Raw genomic sequence first — 24430 nt, forward strand, 5'->3', positions numbered from 1 at the left:
ATCTATATGGATTGCAATCCGTAGAGACGGATTTTATCAAGTAGTTCTCTATGTTCTGGCAACTCACTTATCATTTTACTTTTTAACAACTTCATCTTAGCCAAATGTTGAACAACGCGTTTATCAACTTCCGCATTGCTATAAGTTGGGCGAGTAAAATACTTCATACCATAAAGTACATATAAATAATTTTCTCTGTTGAACACTTCAAACTTTGAAGGAAAATCCTCTGCGATTGGAATAAAATTTCGCCACATTTTAAGACGTTGTTTTAAGCCCTCAGGGATTGTTTTATCAGAACGATTATCGCGCCAGAAAGCTGAGTCAGATCTGTCAGATAAGCAATAGTGCAACTTAGCAAATTCGACGACTCTCTCCCACGCTTGAGAAACTATTTCATTAAAACGCTTAGCAAGATAATCAATATCATCTTTATCAGAAGGAAATCGTTCTGCAAGAAATCGCGCAGAAAAGTCCGTGAGTAAAATAGATGTTGCTTCTATCGGTTCTAAAAAACCTTGCGCTAAACCTAATGCGACGCAATTTTTTACCCAAAACTGTTGACGATAGCCAACTTTCATTGGGATTTTTCGAGGTGTAAGCTCTGCAAGTTTACCACCTAAGTACTGGTCAAATTTATCTTCAGCTTCAGCATTACTCATATGATCATTTGAGTAGACGAATCCAGTTCCGCGCCTTTGTGTAAGGGCGATATCCCAAATCCATCCCGCCTTATGGGCAGTTGCAATAGTAAATGGAGGAATTTTTTCGAAATCCTGTGTGGGCACTTGAGTAACTAACGCTGTATTAACGAAGAGTTGTTGTGACTTATCGATAAATGGTACATCAAACCTTTTTGCTAACAAAATAGATTCGAAACCACTGCAATCAATGTAAAAGTCAAAAATTAGCTCGCCTTTGTCAGTCAACAGTGAGCGAATTGAACCATCTATACCAAATGAAACATCATTCACAGTTGCGTGAACATGTTCAACGTTAAAGCGTTCAGTCGCATTCTTAGCTAATAGCATGGCAAACTTAGCGGCATTAAGGTGGTAAGCATAACCCGTAACTCCACTATACTCCGGAGTTGTTATGAATTTTGGAGCCTTATTTTCTTCACAAACGGCATGTTGTGACGAGACTAAATCTGCAAAGTGCTCCCTAGGATTAATTAACCAATATGGTGTTAAATCCTCACCAAATGGACTCGGCATATCAAAAAGGTGATGATAAAAATTATTGTTACCGTGTTTAGTTCTATCTAACCAATTTACAAATTTTATTGACTGTTTAAAAGTTACATCACAAGAATTTATAAATTCTGATTCACTTATTCCAAAACTAGATAATGATTTACGAATCGAGGGGACAGTCCCCTCACCTACACCAATAATAGGAATACCAGGTGATTCTATGAGCGTAATAGATAACTCTGGATTATCCTTTAAAAATCGACCTATATGATTAGCGGCTAACCAACCAGATGTCCCACCACCAACAATCGCTATCGTTTTTATTGTCATAGCATGATTCCAAAATTAAGCATGAATATATAAATTGATATCTTACATCACGAAAATTAACACACTTAATTTAATATTTTATAGAAAATAGTAAAGAATCCGCCTTCTTAGAAAGCGGCTTTGACTTGCCCCTGGAAGGGGCTATTCCAAGAACCTACATCATCAGCAACGACAATTGAGCCTCATGTTCCTGATCTTGTTTATCTTGATGGCGCACATATCGTCTAATGATTTCTTCATTAACCCCTACTGTATCTACAAAATAACCTCTGGCCCATAGCTTTTTACGTACATGAGGGAATTTATTGAATAGCCTTATCGCACTTCTTCCTTTCAATACTCCCATCAGCGTTGATACTGACAGCTTCGGCGGGATTATGACTACCAAGTGAACGTGGTCTATCTGAACGTTTAATTCTAAAACCTCACAACCCTTCATATTGCAAAGGATATAAATTGACCTATATAACTCCTTACCAAGGTTTCCTTTTAAAATTTTAAAACGGTACTTCGGAGTCCAAACAATATGATATTTGCAACGCCAATAAACATGTGATGAACTTCTATAATCGCCCATGCTTTTCGTTTCCTCTTACTTGTGGTGAATAAGAAGTCTCTTTTAGCATGGGCGTAATTCAGGCTATAGCCTCAAGGAACAATCACCACCGCCAGAGGCGGTGGTTTTGGGATGACAATAAAAAGCCTAGCAAATGCTAGGCTCTTATCAATCACAACATCTACATTAGAAGCGTAATGCTACACCCAGTTTATAACGGGCTTCACCATCGAAGCTCCATACTGGATAGTTATCTTTAAATTCACTGATAACACCTTCAGCATCTACAGGTGATACACCTTTTTGTACGCTATCTTCTTCAAGCAAGTTAACCACTTCAAAAGTTAACGACAGATAATCTGTTAGATTATAACTAGCACTTAAATCTAAGGTACCATACGCTTGATGTTCACGGTTACCATAGAACCCTGGTAATTCACGCATCATGTATTCAGAACGCCAGTTATAAGCTACGCGAGCAGAAAAATCATCCATTTCGTAGTAACCAACTAAGTTTACAGTATGTTTGGATGAGTCAGAGAATACTCCAACACGATCTGCATAATTTTCAGCTGGTGATGAAGCGTCTGCAAATGTGTAGTTAACTGAGTAACCTAAACCACTATCGAATGAATCTTGTAACTGAAGCTCGATACCGTCAATTGAACCACCGTTAGCGTTATAATTCTCACTCACAGTCCAACAATCGTAAATACCTGCACCACATGTACTACCGCCGGCAGCAATTAAGTTAGGATCTTCAATACCGATTTGTTGATTCAGTTTTTCTCTTGTAGAGATGAATGAACTCACATCTTTAATAAAATATGTTGCAGCAAATAAACCTTCACCACTGAAGTACCACTCCAAGCTTACATCCGCTTGTGAAGCTTTAAAAGGCTGTAAATTCACGCTACCTGTGACTTTCTTCTCATTGCCAGGAGTACCGTCATTGAAACCTGGTAACTTAGACGTAGCGAATAAATCAGCATAATTTGGACGTGAAATAACTTGAGCGGCAGAGGCTCTTAAAATTAAATCACTGGCAAGGTCAAATGCAATATTCACGCTTGGTAACACATCGTTATAACTGGCTTTATCAGTACTTAAGCCATCTGCGTAAGTACCTGTTTTACTAAATGCATAATAATCAGACTCAACATCAGTAGAAACATATCTTAAGCCAAAGTTACCGCGCACACCTTCACCAGCAAATGTAGCCATAGTATAGAGTGCTAAGTTCTTTTCTTGCAGAGTGCCATATCCAGACTTATCAAGAGTAAAACCATCAATAGCTGCATAAGCATCATTAATCATGTTATCAAAAATTGGTTTTGGTAACGTGAAGCCAGCACCTGATGACATAGTGCCAGAATAATAAGCCGAAGCATCTTTTGCCACTATATTGGATGATTGGGCAGCTTCTGTCGTCTGTGTAACATCATGATCAGCATAGCTAATCCCTGACTTAAATGATGTGATAGCGCCTAGTTCAACAGGAATGGTAATGTCAAATGTCGCAAATGACTCTTCATCTGTATTAGGTTGTTTTTTGAGCGCCCAACCCGCTGTTTCTAATTGCCCATTGAAATCTGAAGCATCAAATGAGTTATTAGCAATGTTGATTCCAATTACATCACCAGTAGCATCATAAGTACCCGCGAAATCTTCAGGCTTACCAATAGACTGACCATAGTTTGAAGTTATATCGGTACCGCCTTCAGCTTTAGTTTTACCGATACGCCCTTCTAATTTATAAGCATCTGCTTGATATGCAAAATCTAAATCAATAGTGTCAGATGACATGCTAGCTTTACGTGCCCAAGTTTGAGCCCAAGCAAAACCGCCTTTACCTGTGTGTTCAACTAATGTACAAACACCTGCAGCATTTTTCTTAAGGCAAGTATTTTCACCTTGTTGAGTAGGGAATAAGAAAATTGAAGTGTTAGCATTGTTTGCATCAAGTTGAAGGCTCATCAAATTCAAACCAAACTCAAGATTGTCAGTTGGTCTGTATTGGAATGCAGCATTTACAGCTGTTCGTTCACGATCTTGCTGGAATGTGGTCGGAACGATCTCTCCCCAACCAAGCAAAGACTCAATACCATTACGTTGATATTGAGTTTTATCCAAAGAACCTGCAACTAAGAAACCAAATTTTTCATCTTCCGTTTTCCAGCTATAAAGTCCTGAGGTTTGCGGGTCTATCTCTTCAGATACAGTGCCATAGTCCCCCTTAGCACTTAAGAATACTGAATTAGCATCTAAGTCTAATGGTTTGCGTGTTTTAACAATTACAGTACCGCCAATACCACCTTCAGCAATATCTGCTTGAGATGATTTAAATACTTGAATACCACCAACCATTTCTGGTGGTAATAAGCTGTAATTGAAACTACGGTCAATTGCTTGTTGGTCGAACCAACCCGTTGAAGCCACAGAATGACCATTTAGCAGAGTACTGGTTAATTGGCTAGAAGCACCACGGATCGATACTTGCTGACCTTGACCAAACTGACGGTTTACTGCGACACCAGGAATACGACCTAATGACTCACCCACGTCTCCATCAGGAAACTTACCAATATCTTCAGCAGTAACAGCATCTACTACAGCATCAGAAAAACGTTTATCGTTAACTGATGCCTTCATTGATGCTCTCATACCGCGAACTTCAATTTTTTCAATATTTTCTGGTGCTGCGGTGGTTGCCGCGGCATCTGCAGCGACAGCGCTGATGGATACAGCACTGCCGAGTAGGATAGCAATATTTGTTGCTAGTACAGTTTTCTTAAAGATTGATGGTCGCATCTCGTTTCCCTTCCATAACTTTATTATCGTTTTAGTATTCATAACCATTCCCTGCGGAATGACAACGCTGTCATGTCTAGTGCAAACATTACACAATAATTAACAGCCTTGCCACAACAAAATAACGATGGATGCAAAAAAATGTCATAAAGCAGAATTTTGAATCAGTAATTTTATTAAAAATCATTATAAAACATGAGCTTTAATATTATGACGTAAATTTACAACTCCAAGCATAATTGTAACAACGATAAATTAACGCCAATTTGTAACAATTCAGGATTGCTAAGCACATCAAAAGCTCGCACTATAAGACGCATAAGTAAGAAAATACTGATAAAAATGTAAGCTTGTAAATTGCTGGTAAAGAATTTACGTTCATAGAACAGTTAACCCTTCGCGACCTTAGACAAAGAGTTTTTACATCAATGAAAGTCACTATCAACGACGTAGCTAAATATGCTGGAGTGTCTATCAAGACAGTATCCCGTGTCACCAATAACGAACCTTCAGTAAAGCAGGCCACAGTTGACAAAGTGAACGAGGCGATAAAAGCGCTTAACTACCAACCGAATTTAGCGGCGAGAAACCTCGCGGGTACTAAATCCTATGCTATTGGTTTTATTTACGATAATCCAAACGCTTACTACATTATTGATATGCAAAATGGGATCTTGGCAGCCTGTAAAGACAAGGGCTATGAACTTGTCATCCATCCTTGCAATGCCAAATCAGAGACCATTTGTGATGAGCTTACTGCACTAGTCAAATATTCTAGGCTAGCGGGATTAGTACTGACGCCTCCCTTGTCAGAAGATCCGAAAGTACTCAAAGCGCTTACTGAGATTGATGCTAACTATGTGCGCATTATTGCAGGTGAAAAGGACAACGATCAGAATGGATTGACTATTTTAGTCAACGATAAATTTGGTGCAGTTGAAATCACCCAGCATCTGATTGACTTAGGCCACAAGCATATTGCGTTTTTAAGTGGGGATTTACACCATGAATCCACTAAAGAACGGTTACTTGGTTTTAAACAAGCATTAACAATAAATGGCCTGAAACTGAATGAAAACTACATAATTGAAGGGAAGTACTCATTTGAGTCTGGTGTTGACGGTGCGAATAAGCTTATTAAACTAAAACATCGTCCGACTGCGATTGTGGCTTGTAATGATGAAATTGCCGCTGGAGCACTTTTTGCTGCTCGTTTAGCGGGTTTAGATATCCCAGTAGACTTATCGATTGTCGGTTTCGAAGATAGCCCATTCTCACGTCAAACCTGGCCTAAACTCACCACAGTACATCAGCCAAACGCAGAAATAGCGCAAGTCGCAACAGAATTATTAATAGCAAAACGTCGCGAGCAGGATGCGATATATTCTAAGACCTTTACACCTGAACCTATCATTCGTGACTCGTCAGCAATTCCTAAACAATAAAAAAAGAGAGCATATTTGCTCTCTTTTTTGCCCTACATTACATAGAAATCAATGTAATTTGAGCTTTGGACGCTGCCACCTCAATAACTTTTGTGCCACTCGATACACTATTGCCGAAAACCAACCATAAAGGCTGGCTAAATGCCTCTGATACAAAGAGATATACATCAATCTTGCAATATGCCCTTCGACAAAGAAAGTGCCAGAGCGTAGGTTCCCCATCAAATTACCTACCGCAGAGAAGCGGCTTAAAGACACTAATGAACCGTAATCTTTGTAAACAAAGGCCTTTTCAGGCTTACCTTGTAATCGATTAACGATATTATCAAACAAAGTATCAGCCATCTGTGCCGCAGCTTGCGCCCTTGGTGGAACAGGCTGACCAGAACTTTGGATCAATAGAGCGCAATCGCCAAGGGCGTAAATATCTTGATGGCCCTTGACTCGCATGCAGTCATCAACTTCAACCTGATTTCGCGGCGTAATGGGCAATTTTGTAAAGTTCTGAAACGCTTTTGGCCCTTTTACACCTGCCGCCCAGACTTTTAAGCCCGCTTTAATCACATCCCCATCTTGGGTAATAAAACCATCACGAGTCACTTCTTTAACTTGAACACCGATATGTAAACGTATACCTATCTTATCAAGAACTGCCTGCGCCCTAGCGCTCACACGCTCAGGTAATTGGGGGAGAATTTTGGGTGATGCTTCAATCAAATGCACATCAAGATGATGTGTAGCAATATTCAGATAGCCATACTCTTTAACGGATTCAATCACATGATGAAGTTCTGCCGCCAATTCAACACCGGTCGCACCAGCACCAACAATGCCAATACTGACTCTTTCTTGTGTTTCGTTTAATTGGAGTAATGCGTCGAGTAATTTATGGTGGAATAGGTTGGCATTTTCGAGGCTATCTAAGAAGATGCAGTGTTCATCAGCTCCTAATGTATTGAAACTATTAGAAACACCACCAAGAGCAAGGACTAAAAAATCATAATCGATTTGTCGCTGCTCTAAGAGTAACTCGCCTTCGTCATTATAGACGGCGGCTAACTGAATCGATTTAGCATCAGGGTCGCACTGCTCTATCTCACCGCGAATATAGCGGTAACCATTTTTAAGCCCATGATCGCGGTAGAGTAAACCTTCAATAGATTGATCGATCACGCCAACAGCAACTTCGTGTAATTTAGGCTTCCAAATATGAATAGGACTTCGGTCAATTAAGCACACATCGACGACATCACTACCGCCCCATTTACGGCCCAACTTAGATGCAAGTGCTAAACCAGCTGCACCACCGCCCACGATCACTATTCTTTTTGTAGCCAAAATGACAACCTCATAAAACTCATTTGCGAGGCTCAGTTATACCATGTTACAGATAAGAGATAACTACATTAGTTCAGTAAAACTGACGATTTTGCATTAAAGATATTTCAGAAACTCAGCCGTACTTCCATCAGCTTAGCCAACAAAAAAGGGCAACTAAGCCCTTTAGAATCGTTCTTAAGCAGCTTATACCGCTTCTTCGTTTTCTTCACCGGTACGGATACGAATCACTCGCTCGACATCAGTAACAAAAATTTTACCATCGCCTATCTTTCCTGTGCGGGCAGTTTCAACGATCACATCAATTGCTTGGTCGAGCAGATCGTCCTGGATCACTAACTCTATTTTCACTTTTGGCAGAAAATCCACCATGTATTCAGCGCCACGATAGAGCTCTGTATGCCCTTTCTGACGGCCAAAACCCTTGACCTCAGAAACCGTCATACCTGTAATGCCAATCTCAGCAAGGGATTCTCTTACGTCGTCTAATTTAAATGGCTTAATAATGGCTTCAACTTTTTTCATTAAAAATTCCTCATCCCTTGCAATAACATAAACAAACAGAATAACACTAGCTTACACGGGGTTAGGTCAATATTGAAGTGAATGTAGTGCTTTACTCATAAAACACAGTTTCTACAAAATCGCTTTTAGCACATAAAAGTCTAAAAAAAGCACTATGAGTATAGCGCCAGACTTTATACTTACATTCTAGCCAAAACTAACTCGCTCGCGGGATGCAAGCGCAAAATAACAGGGATTTGTTATGAACACTCATCAAAAAGGCTTTAGCCTGATAGAACTTATGACTACGCTATCGATTTCAACCATCTTGTTTACTGTGGGTACGCCATCCTTTACGGATCTCAGCGATCAAATAAGAGCGGATTCCAATATCAGGACTATCCAACAAACACTCATGCTGGCTCGAAATACGGCGATTAATTATGGATATAGAGTTACTGTTTGCCCACTCGTGGATGGAAAATGTACTCAAAATTGGCAAAAAGGATTAACTGTATTCATTGATTCTGATACGGTAGAAACCTTAGATGTTAACGATAAAGTCATTCGTATTATTGATGAATTTGATACAAAAGACTTTTTAAAATACAACAAAAGCTCGATAAAGTTTCAACCCGATGGATTGGCTTCAGGAAGTAATGGTACTTTCAAATACTGCCCAAGGACCGTAGATAGCAAAAACTCCCGTGCAATTGTTGTTAATCAGGCAGGTAGAATTCGATTTTCTACAGCTAAAAATATCAGTTGTAATTAGATTAATATGTGTATTTCCGTATTCAAACAAATTCAATTATATAAAACCTTGAACAACAACTTATTGGTTATACTAAAAATATAGAATAGGTACTGACCATTAGTACTCTCCTCGCATATACTTAGTTAAGTTTTAACGAGGATATTTATATGTTAGTCATATCAAAAGGGTTCACATTAGTAGAACTGATGGTAACGATCGCTGTAGCGGCAATTTTGTTAGCAATAGGCGTTCCATCACTTACGTCACTATACGAAGGGACACGCAGCACTAATGAAATACGAAAAATTAGCGATGTGTTTGCCTTTGCAAGAAATCAAGCCGTCAACTATGGTGCCACGGTTACTGTTTGCCCATACGCAGCATCTCCATGCGGTACTGACTGGAATAAAGGATTCAGTGTTTATATTGATAATGGAGGAGCAAAAAATGTACTCAAAGTAATTGATAGTTTTAATGAGCATGATGTCATTTCACTATCGGGGCCAGCTGATAAAAAAGTGGACTTCACACCAGATGGCTTAGTATCAGTCGAAACATCAATAATTTATTGTTCAAACGGGAAAAGTGACGGTTCTAAAAGCCTTAAGATTAGTACTTCAGGTTTGATAAGAGAAGGCGCAGATGGGCAAAACTGCACATAAACTAAAGGAGATTAAATCTACCGTTCACTACCCTAAAATAATATGATCCTTAAATCGTTAGTTGTTAACATTTAAAAATATATGTCCATGTTTATCTCGGTGTTAACTTATCCAACACTTGCGCCTTCGTATTAGTAAATTCAGCGTTTAATGTGACACACTCTTCCGCACTATAGATGTAATATTTAGAGCCATCATTTGATTGATGAATCGTGCCAACAAGGCTCGCCATTCTTAAATTCATTTCACTACTCTTCCAACGATAAAAAGCGATCTCAGCACTTTTTTTCGAAGTAATATAGCATTTAAAGTCCTGTTCGCTGGCAGTAATGCTAGAGTCCGCCCAAACTAAGTTAGGCAATAAAACGACTGCGATAACGAGGTTAATTAATTTCATTTCCAACACTCCGCACTCGGACCTTTTGCCCCAGTATCTGATATTGTTAAAGGAGAGCAAGCAGCATCACGGCTAGCCTGAACGCCTTGAGCAACAGCCTTAATCGTAAAGCTTGACGTCCCACTTGATGACACAGAGTAGTGCTGATGCTCTGTTACATAGGGATTAGCACCAACTAACTTACTTAAATCAGTTGCATACACACGATTATCTAAGTAATACTGCTCTTGTAAATTTGCAATACGCATTAATGCAGCCAATCCTTCCGACCTAGCACTCAATGCTATGTATTGAGTATAGGACGGGTAAGCAATAGCAGCTAAGATTCCGATAATAACAACCGTTATCATAACTTCAATTAGTGTAAAACCTTTACATTGAACCTTCATAAATTAATAACTCATTCATTTATATGATAATAAATTTTATTCACACCTAAACCAGAGGCTACATTTATCGTTCCACTATATTCACCATCTTTGTTTTTCTCACCCTTACCCACTCCAATAATATAAATGTAAGGATCCTTCCCCGTTTCAGGTGCAGGGATAACAATCTGAGGCGTATCGGGTACTCGCTCACCAAGCTCAAAATACAACTGGGAGAAGGTTCTTGTTCCCTTATGAAGATCAAATACATAGAGCTTCCCAGACCCAGAAACTACACAGACGTTTTCGGCAACAGAATCTGCAGGTGGTGAGTAAGAGGTGAAATATACCTTCCCTTGCACAATTAAGGCGGCAGTTAAGCTCTTCTCTCCTAATCCAGAAAAATCATAAAACCAGCCTAGTTTTTTACCAAAGCTAATATTATCAGTCTCCGAAACTGGTGCGCTAGAAGACACGTCATAGAGATCATTGATGGTAATCACGCTTGGAATATCACTGCCAGTAAAACTCTTAGTCACCACATTCCTATCCTGCAACGTGAAAAACATGTCATTCACTGCAGTACTAGAAGGATGAGGTCTGGCGCCACTGCCTATCACGACGGCATCATAGGGAACATTTTGGTAGGTTTTGGTAGTTGTCGTTCCAGTACCAGTCGTCACTTTAACTTCAGCAATATTAGTAAACATCGTTTGTGCAACCACGGGCTCGGCAAAAAAGCGTCTATTATCGTTATTGCTTCCTCCCAGCGCTGCAAATTTAAATGCGGTCCAACTACTCTGGCTAGCACTGGGCAAATCCATACGCCAAACATTACCACCAACATCAGTTGCATAAATTCGATCTGTGTAACCATCATTATTACTATCAAGTACCGCGACTGAGTTTGGAATGCTATCCTGAATGCCAGAAAGTACTGTTGCACCCGAGGCCGAACCGCCAAAAGAATGAATCAAAGTCCCCTTCTCTGCATCGACAATATACACTGCACGACCAGCCGGCGAAGAAGAAGGAGTGGCATCAAAGCTTGTATCATAGCCACCACCAAAAATGAGTACAGGCTTTTCATAACCGACGATTTTTGTCACTATTGGTTCAGACCATGTTTGTCCGAGATCTGAAAAACCTTCGGTTGAAGGATTAATCGACCACATTAAAGTAGGACTGTCAGGATTTGTCACATTAAGGGCATAATAAGACGAACCACCTCGACGCATGCCGACATAAACCCATGCTTTAATTACTTTGCCTGTAGCATCCGTCTCAGTGTAAGCGACTGGTGATGAGTCTATTCCATATACTGTATGCACACCTGAAGGATCATTACTCCTTAGTTCTGTTAAATTAGGCAATAATTCATAGGGAATAAATCCCCAAGTTTCTGATACAGACTCTCCCGCATCTTTAAACATATGCAAAACACCTTGATTAGTGCCTAACATAATACGAATATCAGTTGCTGTAGATGAACCAAAATTAAGAGCTAGCGGCTTAGAGTGAAGTGGATCACCCATAACATCATTACGTTTATCAGTCGTACTACCATCTTTGTTATCGTCATCGACATCTATCCCTTTGAGCCAATCGAATGTATTTGTAAGCTCATCTACACTAGTTCTCATGTAACTAGCTAACGCTGTATCACCACCTGCTGCACTTTGTGCATTAGCAAGCGTTAATGGCGTTAAACTTGATCCCGCCCCTAAATCACTTACAATTTTTCTAACCGATTGTGTCCTTATTTGCGCTGCAACGCCTCCTACCTCAACTTTATTGCCGTCCTTTTGCGCATCACAGTTTGACCATATAGTACAGGCGCCGTCTTTAATATTCCCGTTATCGGCGATAGCGGCATTACCTTTGCTATCAACCAGTGTTCCATCTGCAGTCACTTTTAATTTCTTTAAATTACCACTCCAACGAGGCCCTTTGCCAGGTAAAAACATCGCGTAATAAGCTGCGTCAAATGTTTGAGTTCTATCAAAATTATTGCTGGCGATACTGGGGGAGGTAAAACTTGAATCAATGTTCAAAATATTCGATAAAGCATCATTCAGTGCATTCTGTAGTTCAAGACTGTTCTGAGCCGCAAAATATAAACCGCCACCTCTTTTTGCAGTTTCAGCAAGTAAAGGGGCGGCATCTTCAGCACCTTTACTAAAGCCAATAGTATAAGTTCGAACATTTTGCACCTGCTCAGTATTCGAGCTGTCCAGTTTATTGATTAAATCATTATTAAACATATAACTAGCTAAGGCGGGTAAATAACTTGCCGTATCTAAATTTTTAGAAAATGAGGAATAATTACCTTCTTTACTTCCTGAAGCCGTTAAACTAATAACATCATTATTTGCATTTTTATCAACAGTAGGAGTGCCATCAGTGACATAAATAACATAAGCAATATCCGTACATACTTTAAATGGACTTTCGTAGCTCCCCCCCTTCTCCACTAAACTATCATAAGGGGGTTTATTTCCTACATACGAGCCATAATCAGTATCACCATGACCATATTTAACTCCCTTTCCTGCAAAGTAACGGTAAGCTTCATACATAGTCTCACATAGTGGTGTATTTGTTTTTGCCAACAAATTATCAATAGTAGTTAGTAAACTCGCACGCGTACTATCCGTCATCTGAGTAATGCCAGAGACAATTCTCCCACCGTCTCGGTTACCTTCATTTGGATAATTATAGTTAAATACAGCAAGTCCAAAATCCACTGTTGGAGTTGAACTAATAATATTAGAAATCGCTTTCTTCGCAATTTCTAGTCTTGAAACTTTTACTGTTGGTAATTTCCCTGCTTTAGATAATCCGTACCATCTTAGATAATTATCAGTGTACAAGGTAACAGGTTGACCAACGCCAAAATCAGTATTATTTGCAGCGGCTAAAGCATCAGCCCAACTCGTCCCTGGAGATGAAGAAGTAAAATAGGGATAGGCTTTCTTTTTTTTACCAGACCCAGTTGTTAGGCCATTGGCAGGAAATCCATTAGAGTATGATGATGAATTGTTAGGATCTGTTTTTGAAATATCCTGCCAACAATCAACTACACTTATTGCAGTACCGTTAGTTTCAGGCAGTTCTTTCCAAATACCTGTAGTACCACTCGCTGTAAACTCTCGAATATAGCCAGTAAAACGTCCAAGCTCTGCTAATGCTGCTTTGCTTTGACTACATCCATTTAAACTTGCTTTAAAATAACGCTTGTCAGAACTGGTATCAGGAGTTGGTAATCCTCCACCGCCAACAGCATAATAAATAAGAGTATCACTATACCCAGAACCACTTACAGCTGGGTAGTTATAGTTAGGGTCATAATCTACAACCTGAGTGATTTCTTCTGTCGACATACTTCCCGAGTTATCAAATATGACAAGTACTTTCGGTCTTGCGCCTGTTCGAGTTGTCGACTCTTTTACATACAATTCAGTATCATCACCAAAGGAGTAAGCCGACACAAAAGTCAGCACAAGTAGTGTAGAACAAGCCAGCTTTTTAATAATCATATCTAACTCCCAGTTAAAACTTCTTGTTCCACACCTGCGACTACAGTGAGCTGACCTAAATCATCCCGACCAAAGGCGGCAGTACTACTAATTTCAATCCGCCGACAACTGATTAAATTACCACTATTCGCCCTTGCACTTCGCTGACAGCCGACATCTTTAGCACTAATGACGACATTACCGGCTCCATCAACTTCGTAAGGAATTGGCGTTAATGTTTGGTTAGAACCAAATTCAGCCACAGATGAAATCTCAGATAATTTGGCTAAGCTAGCGCCTTTATTTGCCTCAATTGCAGCTTCTAAACCGCCATCGGCAATAGACTTCGCTTCTATTCGTTCTGAGCCAGCTCCAGACATACGCATGGACTGGGTTGAATTAACAGCTAAAGCAACACCGATGATAGTCATAAGTAACAATACAATCAGAGCAAAAAATAACACTATTCCCTTTTGCTTTTTCATGTCACCAGCCTTCTAGTTTCTAATTAGTACAGGGTTAGCAAGTACCATAGTCGTCGAGACAATCTTGCGGCGATAATGATCATTCAAATTCTTAATTTCTTTATCGCCTAAAGTGTAAGTTGTTTCATTGGTATAACTTTTATCTTCATCGATAGCACGAACCAATAAAAAAACCCTTAATGCAACAAGCCGTTGAAATAATTCGTTATCCCACATTAATGTTGTTACATTTTCTGCTGGCATAAAACTATCGGCCGTATCATCTCCGTTACTATCAAAACCATAGAGAATACGTATATTCTCTATGCCTTCAACTAACTGCTCTTCGTTGTTCATGCCATTATTTTTAGTTAACGTTTTTCGACGTAAAACAGGTACGGAACCATCATTTTTAATAAAATAGACATGATGTTGATACTCCCAAAAACGTGCATTTTCGAGCACAGGATTAGGCGGATTACCACCTTTAAACATCACTGCTTCACTCGAGGTTGCTGCCATGTAAAAACGTTCACCATCTGGATTAGTGACCGGTGGCCCTACTAACCTTTTGATTTGAATTACGTCAGTATTCTGATTTACACCAGATAAGCAACTTAACGTATCTCCACTCTTACCTTCTTCGTATCCCCACAGACGTCTAAAATGTGCAGGTTCTGCATTAGGTAAAGTACCGTTATTTACGCCTGCACCAATGCAATCATTTGCAATACCATCCCTCAAGGTCATATTGGTCCCAAGTACAAAATCGGTTCCCGTTATGTCCCCCATGAAACCTAATTGGCTGATATCTCTTTCCATTAGTGATAAAGCAATTCGGCCATTTTCTTGTAATTGATTAAATTGGCTCGTCGTAATTACATTAGAAGAGGACATGCTAAACATGGCAAAAAGCCCAAGAGTGAGAAATAGGCCAATGACCATAGAGACCATTAACTCAACTAATGACATCCCTTTCTGGCTGTTTCTTGAATTGGCCATAATAATTAATTAACCTAAATAATCACTGTCGAAAGAATAAAAAGCCGTCTACGCGTACCAATATCTTTTCCGCATTCACTACCTGAATAACTTGTACCCGCGCCCTCTCGGATCCCTCTCCACGCAACAGCAACTGTTACAGTTGAACCATTTACACTAATACAAGCCGTTGGTGAATCTAATCCCCCAACATTCTGACTATCCACAACTTCAGCTGCCCCCATAAAACTCTGCTCCCACTGATATAGGTCCCAAGCTTCTGTCTCTTCTGGAGTACATATATTCAAGGCTCCAACTGCAACATCACAAACACTACCGGGTTTACCCAGAGAACCTGTGTACTCTCCATCGTAATTGCTCAGTTGTGTTCTATTCAGCTTCATTCGATTGATAATATCGTTCGCATAATAGGAGGCTTGGGTTTGCTGAAATGACTCGAAGCTGCCACGCTTTGCAACGATATGTAGATTAAAAATACCGATTAAGCCAATGACTAAGATCACCAATGCAACAAGCACTTCAATTAATGAGAAGCCCCGTTGAAAGTCACCTTGTGTCAATCGTTCGAATTTAGTCATATTTTTGACAAGCTTTTCAGCTATTTACCCTTTTAAAATCTTAGTCTTACGACAAAAAATTACCAACAGTTAATAATAGATGAGTAAAATGTAAGTAGCCAGTAACAATAGCGTATAAGCATTGATATCATTATGCCTTGAATGAATTTGAGGCAATAAAAAAGAGGCTTATCGCCTCTTTTTTATAAATAACTTAACATCACATATATTTAGCGCAGTTCGGCAGGCACCGCAAAGACAGTGTCTTCCTTACGGCCTTCGACTTCGGTCACCACGCTAGGAGCAAGTTTCGCAATTGCTTGGACAACTTGTTGAACTAAGACCTCAGGTGCAGAAGCGCCTGCGGTAACAGCAACACGCGAAACATTATCGAACCAGCTTGATTCAACATCGTCAGCAGTATCCACCAGATAAGACTGGGTTCCGGTCTTCAATGCGAGCTCGCGTAACCGATTAGAGTTAGAGCTGTTTTTTGAACCAACAACAATCAACAAATCCACATCTGCAGACAGATTACGTACCGCATCTTGACGATTCTGTGTTGCATAACAGATATCGTCTTTACGAGGTCCTTCAATTGAAGGAAACCTTTTTTGCAACGCGGCAATAATGTCTAACGTATCATCGACAGATAAAGTTGTTTGGGTCACGAAGCAGAGATTGTTAGGGTCGCGCACTTCTAGCGCATCCACATCAGCAGGCGATTCAATCAGATAAACGCCGCCGTTAGGATTATCATACTGACCCATAGTGCCTTCGACTTCAGGGTGCCCCTCGTGGCCAATCAAGATACATTCAATACCTTTACGGCTTGCACGCGTCACTTGAAGGTGCACTTTGGTCACTAAGGGACAAGTCGCATCAAAAACTCTCAACCCTCTCGTCTTTGCTTCTTGTCTCACCGCTTGGGATACACCATGAGCACTGAAGATAACAATGTTGTTATCCGGCACTTGATCTAACTCTTCAACAAAAACCGCACCGCGATCCTTCAGATTCTGCACGACATAGCGATTATGTACGACTTCATGGCGAACATAGATAGGCGGTGAAAACAATTCCAACGCCCGTTCGACAATACTGATAGCACGATCAACACCCGCACAAAAACCGCGTGGGTTTGCGAGCATAATATTCAAACTTGGGCTGGTAGGATCGAGTTTCATCTTAAAGTACCTTTACTACGTCCAGTTCAAAAGTGATCTTGTGCCCTGCCAGAGGATGATTCAGATCGACTGTGATGGAATCACCCGCGACATCACGGACAATACCCGGGATTTCACTGCCACCAGGGCCTGCAAAACTGACAATCACGCCAGCTTCTAAACTCATGTCTGCCGGAAAACGGCTTCTGTCTAGATAGTGAATAGCATCAGGATTCGATTCACCAAAGGCATCAATCGCTTCAAGGGTAAAACTGTGCTTATCGCCTTCAGCAAGTGTTGCCAATTGTGCCTCAAATGCAGGACTTAACGTACCATCACCCACATTTAATCGAGCTGGTTTACCCGAAGCTTTAGTGCTGTCTGCGGTTGAACCATCAGAAAGCACAATATTCATATGGCATAGTAAAGATCGCGTCACAGTCACTTCTTAACCCCTTCGGTGCTATCTGTTTCAGATTTACCGCTTAAAAATGCATCCCAAATAATCAACGCAGCACCAATACAAATCGCCGAATCAGCGATATTGAAAGCTGGGTAGTGGCTTTTACCCCAAAAAAAATCGATAAAATCAACCACAAAACCGTGCATTAATCTGTCAACTAAATTACCGAGAGCACCACCAATCACTAAGGTGTAAGCCAGATTCAGTTTCAACAAAGAAGCAGATTGCTTACGCAACCACACTGTTAATAAAGTACTGAATCCAACCGCTACAATCGTAAATAACCAACGTTGCCAACCACCGGCGTCACTTAAAAAACTAAAGGCCGCCCCGTAGTTACGTACATAAGTGAAATTAAAGAAAGGCAATAAATTCAGCGATTCATGCAAATCAAAATTGGCTAAGACCCATTGTTTAGATAGCTGATCGGCGAAAAACACCAATACAGCTACCCAATACCAACGTAAGCCACTGTCTTTCCAAGTTAATGGCATACAGATCCTTTACGCAAACAGACGAACTTCGCCGTCACCTTCAATGTTTGTTACGCAGCGAGTACAGAGTGTTGGGTGGGCCTCGATAGTGCCAACCTCTTCTCTGTGGTGCCAACAACGCTCACACTTCTCAGCAGTACTTGAAGCAACCACTAATTTCAGTGACGCCAGCTCAGTTTCAACCGCTTCTGATGTCGCATCCGCTAAAGGCAAGACTTTGGCTTCAGAGGTCAACAACACAAATCTTAGCTCATCGCCGATATGGGTTAATTGTTCAGTCAAAGCTGCATCAGCAAACAAGGTCACTTCCGCTTCTAATGAACCACCAATACGTTTATCACGGCGAGCTTGTTCAATCACTTTATTGACTTCGTTACGCACAGTTAGCAGTTGCTGCCAATAGTCGTCGCTCAAATCCGTCGCTAAGGTGACTGACTTTAAGCCTTGGTACCATTCTTGAGTAAAGACATAGGCATCACGCTCGCCAGGCAATAGTTGCCACACTTCGTCCGCTGTGAAGCTTAGAATTGGCGCAATCCAACGCACCATGGCCTCAGAGATCAAATACAGCGCCGATTGACAGCTGCGACGCGCATGACCTTCTTGCTTAGCCGTGTATTGGCGATCTTTGATGATATCCAGATAGAAACTGCCTAACTCAACCGAGCAGAACTGCATCAGTTTTTGAGTCACAATATGGAAGTTATATTGCTCATAGGCTTCAATAATTTCCTGTTGCAATGCAGCAGCGCGGCGAACAACCCAACGGTCTAACGCCACCATATCTTCAACAGCAACTAAATCCTTAGCAGGCTCGAAACCGTTTAAGTTGGCTAATAGGAAACGGGCAGTGTTACGAATACGACGATAGGCATCGGCGCTACGATTTAAGATTTCGTCAGAAACCGTCATCTCACCGCTGTAATCTGTTGCCGCAACCCATAAACGCAGAATATCGGCGCCTAATTTGTTGGTTACCGTTTGCGGCGCAATCACGTTACCGATAGATTTTGACATCTTGCGGCCTTTACCATCGACGGTAAAACCGTGAGTCAGTACTTGCTTATAAGGTGCTTTGCCATTCATAGCGGTTGAAATCATCAAAGATGACATAAACCAGCCGCGATGTTGGTCGCTACCTTCAAGATACAAGTCAACGCCGTGTCCGTGGAATTCAGGACGAGCCGCTACCACTGACGAGAAGGTTGAACCTGAGTCAAACCAAACGTCTAAGGTATCGGTTACTTTGCGGTATTGCTCTGCTTCGTCACCCAACAATTCGGCGGCATCGAGATCCCACCAAGCTTGAATGCCTTGCTGTTCAATACGGCAGGCTACACGTTCCATTAGCGACACGCTATCTGGATGCAACTCTTCTGTTTCACGATTCACAAACAGCGTGATAGGCACACCCCAAGTACGTTGGCGTGAAATACACCAATCAGGGCGGTTTTCAACCATTTTTTCGATACGACTTTGGCCCCAATCAGGGATCCACTGAGTCTGTTCGATTTCTTTCAATGCTTGCGTACGCAGGCCATGGTTATCCATAGAGATAAACCACTGCGGCGTCGCACGGAAGATGATCGGTGTTTTGTGGCGCCAGCAATGTGGATAGCTATGACGGTAAGCCACGTGATTCAGCAAGGCGCTCTTTTCTCTCAGTAAAGCAACAACGTTATCGTTGGCTTTAAAGACATGTTGTCCAGCAAAATACTCGGTATCAGGCTTGTACACACCGTTGTCGCCAACAGGGTTTGCCACTTCTAAACCGTACTTTTGACCAACCACAAAGTCGTCTTGACCGTGACCAGGGGCAGTGTGAACGATACCAGTACCCGCATCCGTCGTGACGTGATCGCCTAAAATTGCCGGAACATCAAAATCTAAGAACGGGTGATTAAAGCGGACAAGCTCAAACGCTGCGCCTTTGGCAGAGCCAAGCACGGTATGGCTTTCTACGTTATAGCGAGTCAGGCAAGACTCGACTAATACTTCAGCTAAAATAAGCGCTTGCGTAACACCGTCTTTTTCGAATTCAACTAAGCTGTAATCTAACTCAGGGCTTAAAGACAAGGCACGGTTCGCAGGCAGAGTCCATGGCGTGGTAGTCCAAATCACCATAGAAACAGGATGTGAGTAATCGCTTACCCCAAACTTAGCCGCAACGGCTTTACTATCGGCGGCCACAAATGCTACATCAATAGCAGGTGATGTTTTGTCTTCGTATTCCACTTCAGCTTCAGCTAAGGCAGAACCGCAATCAGTACACCAATGCACTGGCTTAACGCCTTTATGTAAGTGACCACTCTCAATCACTTTCGATAAAGAACGCACGATATTAGCTTCGGTTGAAAAATCCATCGTCAGGTACGGATTTTGCCAGTCGCCCAATACGCCTAAACGGATAAAGTCTTCACGTTGACCGTTAACTTGCTCGGCGGCGTATTTACGGCATTCTTCGCGGAATTCTGCCGCAGAGATTTTTTGACCTGGTTTACCCACTTTTTGCTCAACTTTCAGCTCGATAGGCAAACCGTGGCAATCCCAACCTGGCACATACGGTGCGTCAAAACCAGACATGGTTTTTGACTTAATAATAATGTCCTTGAGGATTTTATTAACTGAGTGACCAATATGAATACTGCCATTTGCATACGGTGGGCCGTCATGCAAAATGAAGGGAGTACGGCCAATTCGGCTATCACGGATCTGCTGATACAAACCGTCTTTTGTCCAGCGCTCTAACATCTCTGGCTCGCGATTTGCCAAATTACCACGCATCGGAAACTCTGTTTCCGGCAAATTCAAAGTAAATTTATAGTCGCTCATTGATCCTATACCGTTAATTAAACTGATAAATTTCAGCCTGCATCATTACCAAATAAAGCTCTGGCTTCATTTGCATCATTTAAAATCTGTTGTTTTAGCGCATCCAATGAGTCAAAAGGTTGCTCATCACGGAGTTTAGCCACCAACTCGACCTCAACATGTTTGCCGTAAATGTCACCTTCAAAATCAAAAAGATGCACCTCAAGCTGACACACTTGACCGTTCACTGTCGGACGAAACCCAATATTGGCTACGCCCTCATAAATATCGCTGTTATCCCAATAACATTTGACCGCAAACACACCGCGTACAGGCACAACATTGCGCTTTAAGGCGATATTGGCTGTGGGGAAACCAATGGTGCGGCCAATTTTTTGCCCATGCGCGACACGACCACTCAAGGTAAAAGGATGACCGAGCAAGCGTCTTGCTTGCTCAAGATTACCCTTAGCCAATTGTTCACGCACGGCGGTTGAGCTCACTCTTTGCGAGCCCAGCATAAAACTTTGGGTGCTAACCACAGTAAAGCCATATTGAATACCTGCCTGCACAAGCATCTCAAAATTGCCTTTACGGCCCTGACCAAAACAAAAATCATCGCCGACCACTAGGTATTTAACACCGAGTTTGCGGACCAACAATTCTTCAATAAAATGCTCAGCAGGTTGATTGGCAAAAGTGCGATTAAAGTTAACACACACTAACCGTTCAACCCCAAGTTCATCGAGCAACATGACTTTATCACGTAATAAACTTAAACGAGCTGGCGCATTGTCGCCGCTAAATAATTCCTGCGGCTGAGGTTCAAACGTCATCAACGTAGATGGCAGCGATAACTGCTTCGCCTTCTGCACTAAGTTCGCAATCACTTGTGCATGACCACGATGGACGCCGTCAAAATTACCTATAGTCAATACACACCCGTGGTGGGATGACAAAATGTTATGTATACCGCGGATTAATTCCATAACTTTAGACAACTGCCAAGCGCAAATCGGCTGATTATATAACAGCTAGCGATGAGAATCAGCAATCAAACTCCCCGTTTAATTGACCAAGGACGAATTCCGAGCAAAAGCAGTCCCAACAAGTAACTGACTGCCCCCGCTAAAATCAAGCCTATCAAGGCTTTTGCACGCTCGAACAAATGCCAATCTAACCAAATTTGTTGCGAAGGTAAAAAGTAATACAAGACTACCACCATCAAGGAGGTAGAGACCACGGCTTTAGCAAAAAACACCATAGTCGGCCTAGAAACGCGATAAACGCCGGCTAAATGCAATCCTCGATAAAGTAAAGTGGCGTTGAGCAATGCTGACATTGAAGTCGCAATCGCCAATCCAACATATCCAAAAGGAATAGCAAACAATAAGTTAAAGCCCATATTGGTGATCATGGCGATAATGCCATAACGCACGGGGGTTTTGGTATCTTGGCGGGAGTAATAACCTGGAGCGAGCACTTTAATCAGCATAAAACTGAGTAAACCGCTACCGTAAGCCATCAAACTATAAGAAGCCATTTCAACATCATGCATAGAAAAAGCGCCGCGCATAAATAACACCATCAGCATAGGTTTGGCGAGCACGATCAAACCCATCATGGCAGGAAGACCTAGCAGCAGAATCGCTTTAACTCCCCAATCCATCGTCAAGCCAAAGCCCGCACCTTCAGCATTGACATGGTTTCGTGACAGCGCAGGCAAAATAACAGTACCAATCGCGATCCCAAACAATCCTAGGGGAAACTCCAATAAACGGTCGGCATAGTAGAGCCAGCTTATCGAGCCCGTCATCAAAAAACTGGCGATAAAAGTATCAAATAACAGGTTAATCTGTGAAACCGATACGCCAAATAGCGCCGGGATCATCAAGGTTCTGATTTTCACCACTCCAGGGTGATGCCAACCCCACGAGGGTCTAACCAGTGCTTTTTCACGCAACAAAAAAGGAATTTGAAATAAGAACTGGATTAATCCGCCACAAAAAACGCCCCAAGCAAGGGTGATTTCGGGTTGAGTCGATGTTGGCGCATAAAATATGGCCGCGGTAATAATCGCCACATTGAGGAATACAGGGGTAAACGCCGAAACCGCAAATCGGCCTCGGGTGTTTAAAATCGATCCAGCCAGTGCGGTAAAGGTAATAAACCACAGGTAAGGGAAAGTAATCTTAAGCACAACGGTTGCGAGTTCAAATTTAGCACCATCTGGCTCGTTGTTAAGCCAAGCGATAAACCAACCACCACCGAATAAGGCTGATAACACGGGCGAAGCTACCACGCCCACAAGCGTCACAATCGTCACCAGCAAACCTAATGTGCCTGCGACTTTACTCAGCAGGTCACGGGTTTCTTCCGCGGTGTGTTTCTCTTGATACTCAGTTAAAACAGGCACAAAGGCTTGTGCAAATGCCCCTTCTGCAAACAAACGACGTAAAAAGTTAGGAATTTTATTGGCGAAGAAAAACACATCGGCACTTGTCCCGGCCCCCATCAAGTTAGCAACGACGACGTCCCGAACAAGACCTAACACACGGGATATCAATGTCATAGCACTAACAATCAGACCAGATTTTAATAATTTTCTACTCAAACGTCCCCCAGACCCATATCGAATTGATTAGGTGATACATCTCAAAAAATCGATTCAGGCTCTGTCACACTGCGGTAATAGCTGCTAGAATTGCGCCACATATTACACGAGTTGGGTCGAAGATAGCCAAGGCAGGTTGGATTAATTTATCTTTATGATGAATATTCAATCATAGTCATTGACAAAGTGACTAAATGCAGGCATATTCCTCGGCCTTTAAAAGTATCAAATCCAGTTTTTAGGAGTTGCACCTTGGCTAATAGCAAGTCTGCAAAGAAGCGCGCGCTTCAATCTGAAAAGCGTCGTCAGCATAACGCCAGCCGTCGCTCAATGTTACGTACATACGTTAAAAAAGTAATCGCTGCAATTAAAGCAGGCGATCACAAAACAGCAGCAGAAGCTTTTGCTGTTGCACAACCAATCGTTGACCGTATGGCGACTAAAGGTCTTATTCACAAGAATAAAGCCGCTCGTCAAAAGGCACGTTTGAACGCTAAGATCAAAGCAATCGCTGCTTAATCTATAAAATAGCAAATGAAAAAAACCGGCAATTGCCGGTTTTTTTATATCTGAAAAACACTATTAATGACAATAGATGTTGTTCAATAAGTGGATCATCTCCCGAACTTCATCACTCTTGAGTGAATAAAATACCGTTTGCGCTTCTTTGCGTGTGGTTACTAAATTATCTTTGCGTAACCAAGCAAGGTGTTGTGACAGTGCCGATTGACTTAAGCCTAATTTTTTATTCATTTCGCCAACGCACATTTCTCCTTCATTCAATAAATAACAAAGAATAAATAAACGGCGTTCGTTCGCAAGTGCCTTTAATAGCACTACGGCATGATCGGCTCGCTCCTGCATTAATTCAATATTCATTACGCACTTTCTCTCCTAAAACTAACCCCTGCGCTAATATAGCGTCGCCTTACGGATATAGTCGGGACATAAAGCACACTTTTTGCTAGATTGTTTTT

General features: G+C 41.6%; 22 protein-coding genes. 4 read left to right on the top strand and 18 right to left on the bottom strand.

Going from position 1 to position 24430, the window contains the following annotated elements; genetic code table 11:
• Window positions 1–2: 2 nt before the first annotated feature.
• From DYH48_RS15535 to DYH48_RS15550, 3 genes are all read right to left on the bottom strand, one after another.
• The gene (locus DYH48_RS15535) at window positions 3–1526 is read right to left on the bottom strand and encodes a tryptophan halogenase family protein (protein ID WP_115335286.1); all 1524 of its coding nucleotides are present in this window, start codon (window positions 1524–1526) and stop codon (window positions 3–5) included.
• A gap of 154 nt (window positions 1527–1680) precedes the next feature.
• Window positions 1681–2103 carry an IS200/IS605 family transposase gene (tnpA, locus tag DYH48_RS15540; protein WP_115335287.1) on the bottom strand — a complete coding sequence of 141 codons (423 nt, stop codon included), beginning with the start codon at window positions 2101–2103 and terminating at the stop codon, window positions 1681–1683.
• A 165-nt stretch (window positions 2104–2268) separates the two neighbouring features.
• Window positions 2269–4893, bottom strand: coding sequence for a TonB-dependent receptor (locus tag DYH48_RS15550; protein WP_107404014.1), 2625 nt, complete (start codon window positions 4891–4893; stop codon window positions 2269–2271).
• A 428-nt stretch (window positions 4894–5321) separates the two neighbouring features.
• Here DYH48_RS15550 and DYH48_RS15555 point away from each other — a divergent pair, with 428 nt between their 5' ends.
• A complete protein-coding gene (locus tag DYH48_RS15555) occupies window positions 5322–6338 on the top strand; it encodes a LacI family DNA-binding transcriptional regulator (RefSeq protein ID WP_006084989.1) in 1017 nt (338 codons plus the stop codon).
• Between the two features lie 48 nt (window positions 6339–6386).
• On the opposite strand, the gene DYH48_RS15560 is transcribed toward DYH48_RS15555, so the two are convergent.
• Together DYH48_RS15560 and glnB are read right to left on the bottom strand one after the other, a co-directional pair.
• On the bottom strand, window positions 6387–7676 hold the full coding sequence (locus tag DYH48_RS15560; RefSeq protein ID WP_006084988.1) for an NAD(P)/FAD-dependent oxidoreductase: 1290 nt from the start codon (window positions 7674–7676) through the stop codon (window positions 6387–6389).
• A 186-nt stretch (window positions 7677–7862) separates the two neighbouring features.
• The gene (gene glnB, locus DYH48_RS15565; RefSeq protein WP_012088533.1) at window positions 7863–8201 is read right to left on the bottom strand and encodes a nitrogen regulatory protein P-II; all 339 of its coding nucleotides are present in this window, start codon (window positions 8199–8201) and stop codon (window positions 7863–7865) included.
• A gap of 241 nt (window positions 8202–8442) precedes the next feature.
• On the opposite strand from glnB, the gene DYH48_RS15570 reads away from it, so the two are divergent.
• Both DYH48_RS15570 and DYH48_RS15575 read left to right on the top strand, forming a co-directional pair.
• Complete coding sequence (locus tag DYH48_RS15570; RefSeq protein ID WP_115335289.1) at window positions 8443–8955, top strand: GspH/FimT family pseudopilin; 513 nt, start codon at window positions 8443–8445, stop codon at window positions 8953–8955.
• A 149-nt stretch (window positions 8956–9104) separates the two neighbouring features.
• Entirely contained in the window at window positions 9105–9599 is a 495-nt protein-coding gene (locus tag DYH48_RS15575) for a GspH/FimT family pseudopilin (protein ID WP_115335290.1), read from the top strand.
• 91 nt (window positions 9600–9690) lie between these two features.
• On the opposite strand, the gene DYH48_RS15580 is transcribed toward DYH48_RS15575, so the two are convergent.
• The 12 genes from DYH48_RS15580 to murJ form a co-directional block, all read right to left on the bottom strand.
• Window positions 9691–9996, bottom strand: a complete 306-nt coding sequence (locus DYH48_RS15580) for a TapY2 family type IVa secretion system protein (protein ID WP_071939253.1) — start codon at window positions 9994–9996, stop codon at window positions 9691–9693.
• Window positions 9993–10385 (bottom strand): type IV pilin protein, encoded by a 393-nt coding sequence (locus DYH48_RS15585; protein WP_012088531.1) that lies wholly within the window; start codon window positions 10383–10385, stop codon window positions 9993–9995. The genes DYH48_RS15580 and DYH48_RS15585 overlap by 4 nt, the downstream gene beginning before the upstream one ends.
• Before the next feature lie 11 nt (window positions 10386–10396).
• Window positions 10397–13903, bottom strand: coding sequence for a pilus assembly protein (locus DYH48_RS15590; protein WP_115335291.1), 3507 nt, complete (start codon window positions 13901–13903; stop codon window positions 10397–10399).
• Window positions 13904–13905: 2 nt separating this feature from the next.
• Window positions 13906–14367: a pilus assembly PilX family protein gene (locus DYH48_RS15595; protein WP_011846084.1), complete on the bottom strand. Its 462-nt coding sequence runs from the start codon at window positions 14365–14367 to the stop codon at window positions 13906–13908.
• A 12-nt stretch (window positions 14368–14379) separates the two neighbouring features.
• The gene (locus DYH48_RS15600) at window positions 14380–15348 is read right to left on the bottom strand and encodes a PilW family protein (RefSeq protein WP_006080641.1); all 969 of its coding nucleotides are present in this window, start codon (window positions 15346–15348) and stop codon (window positions 14380–14382) included.
• Between the two features lie 14 nt (window positions 15349–15362).
• Entirely contained in the window at window positions 15363–15950 is a 588-nt protein-coding gene (gene pilV, locus DYH48_RS15605) for a type IV pilus modification protein PilV (RefSeq protein WP_172481246.1), read from the bottom strand.
• A gap of 185 nt (window positions 15951–16135) precedes the next feature.
• Window positions 16136–17065, bottom strand: coding sequence for a 4-hydroxy-3-methylbut-2-enyl diphosphate reductase (ispH, locus tag DYH48_RS15610; RefSeq protein WP_172481247.1), 930 nt, complete (start codon window positions 17063–17065; stop codon window positions 16136–16138).
• Between the two features lie 28 nt (window positions 17066–17093).
• On the bottom strand, window positions 17094–17516 hold the full coding sequence (fkpB, locus tag DYH48_RS15615; RefSeq protein ID WP_006080638.1) for an FKBP-type peptidyl-prolyl cis-trans isomerase: 423 nt from the start codon (window positions 17514–17516) through the stop codon (window positions 17094–17096).
• Entirely contained in the window at window positions 17513–18028 is a 516-nt protein-coding gene (gene lspA / locus DYH48_RS15620) for a signal peptidase II (protein WP_115335294.1), read from the bottom strand. Before lspA ends, fkpB begins: the two co-directional genes overlap by 4 nt.
• A 9-nt stretch (window positions 18029–18037) precedes the next feature.
• Window positions 18038–20860 carry an isoleucine--tRNA ligase gene (gene ileS, locus DYH48_RS15625; RefSeq protein WP_012196769.1) on the bottom strand — a complete coding sequence of 941 codons (2823 nt, stop codon included), beginning with the start codon at window positions 20858–20860 and terminating at the stop codon, window positions 18038–18040.
• A gap of 32 nt (window positions 20861–20892) precedes the next feature.
• On the bottom strand, window positions 20893–21828 hold the full coding sequence (gene ribF, locus DYH48_RS15630) for a bifunctional riboflavin kinase/FAD synthetase (protein WP_006084977.1): 936 nt from the start codon (window positions 21826–21828) through the stop codon (window positions 20893–20895).
• Between the two features lie 65 nt (window positions 21829–21893).
• A complete protein-coding gene (murJ, locus tag DYH48_RS15635; protein WP_115335295.1) occupies window positions 21894–23453 on the bottom strand; it encodes a murein biosynthesis integral membrane protein MurJ in 1560 nt (519 codons plus the stop codon).
• A gap of 252 nt (window positions 23454–23705) precedes the next feature.
• Between murJ and rpsT the strand changes: the two genes are divergently transcribed.
• A complete protein-coding gene (gene rpsT / locus DYH48_RS15640) occupies window positions 23706–23972 on the top strand; it encodes a 30S ribosomal protein S20 (protein WP_006080633.1) in 267 nt (88 codons plus the stop codon).
• A 63-nt stretch (window positions 23973–24035) separates the two neighbouring features.
• Here rpsT and DYH48_RS15645 read toward each other — a convergent pair whose 3' ends face one another.
• Window positions 24036–24332, bottom strand: coding sequence for an ArsR/SmtB family transcription factor (locus DYH48_RS15645; RefSeq protein WP_006084975.1), 297 nt, complete (start codon window positions 24330–24332; stop codon window positions 24036–24038).
• Window positions 24333–24430 lie beyond the last annotated feature (98 nt).

The organism is Shewanella baltica (assembly GCF_900456975.1).
In the GTDB taxonomy this organism is placed as follows: domain Bacteria; phylum Pseudomonadota; class Gammaproteobacteria; order Enterobacterales; family Shewanellaceae; genus Shewanella; species Shewanella baltica.

Excerpts from the sequence above, each read along its gene's own strand:
- DYH48_RS15595 (WP_011846084.1), bottom strand. The coding sequence starts at position 14,367 with ATGAAAAAGCAAAAGGGAATAGTGTTATTTTTTGCTCTGATTGTATTG.
- DYH48_RS15645 (WP_006084975.1), bottom strand. The coding sequence starts at position 24,332 with ATGAATATTGAATTAATGCAGGAGCGAGCCGATCATGCCGTAGTGCTA.
- lspA (WP_115335294.1), bottom strand. The coding sequence starts at position 18,028 with ATGCCATTAACTTGGAAAGACAGTGGCTTACGTTGGTATTGGGTAGCT.
- DYH48_RS15575 (WP_115335290.1), top strand. The coding sequence starts at position 9,105 with ATGTTAGTCATATCAAAAGGGTTCACATTAGTAGAACTGATGGTAACG.
- DYH48_RS15600 (WP_006080641.1), bottom strand. The coding sequence starts at position 15,348 with ATGGCCAATTCAAGAAACAGCCAGAAAGGGATGTCATTAGTTGAGTTA.
- DYH48_RS15590 (WP_115335291.1), bottom strand. The coding sequence starts at position 13,903 with ATGATTATTAAAAAGCTGGCTTGTTCTACACTACTTGTGCTGACTTTT.
- DYH48_RS15580 (WP_071939253.1), bottom strand. The coding sequence starts at position 9,996 with ATGAAATTAATTAACCTCGTTATCGCAGTCGTTTTATTGCCTAACTTA.
- ribF (WP_006084977.1), bottom strand. The coding sequence starts at position 21,828 with ATGGAATTAATCCGCGGTATACATAACATTTTGTCATCCCACCACGGG.
- DYH48_RS15550 (WP_107404014.1), bottom strand. The coding sequence starts at position 4,893 with ATGCGACCATCAATCTTTAAGAAAACTGTACTAGCAACAAATATTGCT.
- DYH48_RS15570 (WP_115335289.1), top strand. The coding sequence starts at position 8,443 with ATGAACACTCATCAAAAAGGCTTTAGCCTGATAGAACTTATGACTACG.
- DYH48_RS15585 (WP_012088531.1), bottom strand. The coding sequence starts at position 10,385 with ATGAAGGTTCAATGTAAAGGTTTTACACTAATTGAAGTTATGATAACG.
- ileS (WP_012196769.1), bottom strand. The coding sequence starts at position 20,860 with ATGAGCGACTATAAATTTACTTTGAATTTGCCGGAAACAGAGTTTCCG.
- DYH48_RS15535 (WP_115335286.1), bottom strand. The coding sequence starts at position 1,526 with ATGACAATAAAAACGATAGCGATTGTTGGTGGTGGGACATCTGGTTGG.
- tnpA (WP_115335287.1), bottom strand. The coding sequence starts at position 2,103 with ATGGGCGATTATAGAAGTTCATCACATGTTTATTGGCGTTGCAAATAT.
- glnB (WP_012088533.1), bottom strand. The coding sequence starts at position 8,201 with ATGAAAAAAGTTGAAGCCATTATTAAGCCATTTAAATTAGACGACGTA.
- DYH48_RS15555 (WP_006084989.1), top strand. The coding sequence starts at position 5,322 with ATGAAAGTCACTATCAACGACGTAGCTAAATATGCTGGAGTGTCTATC.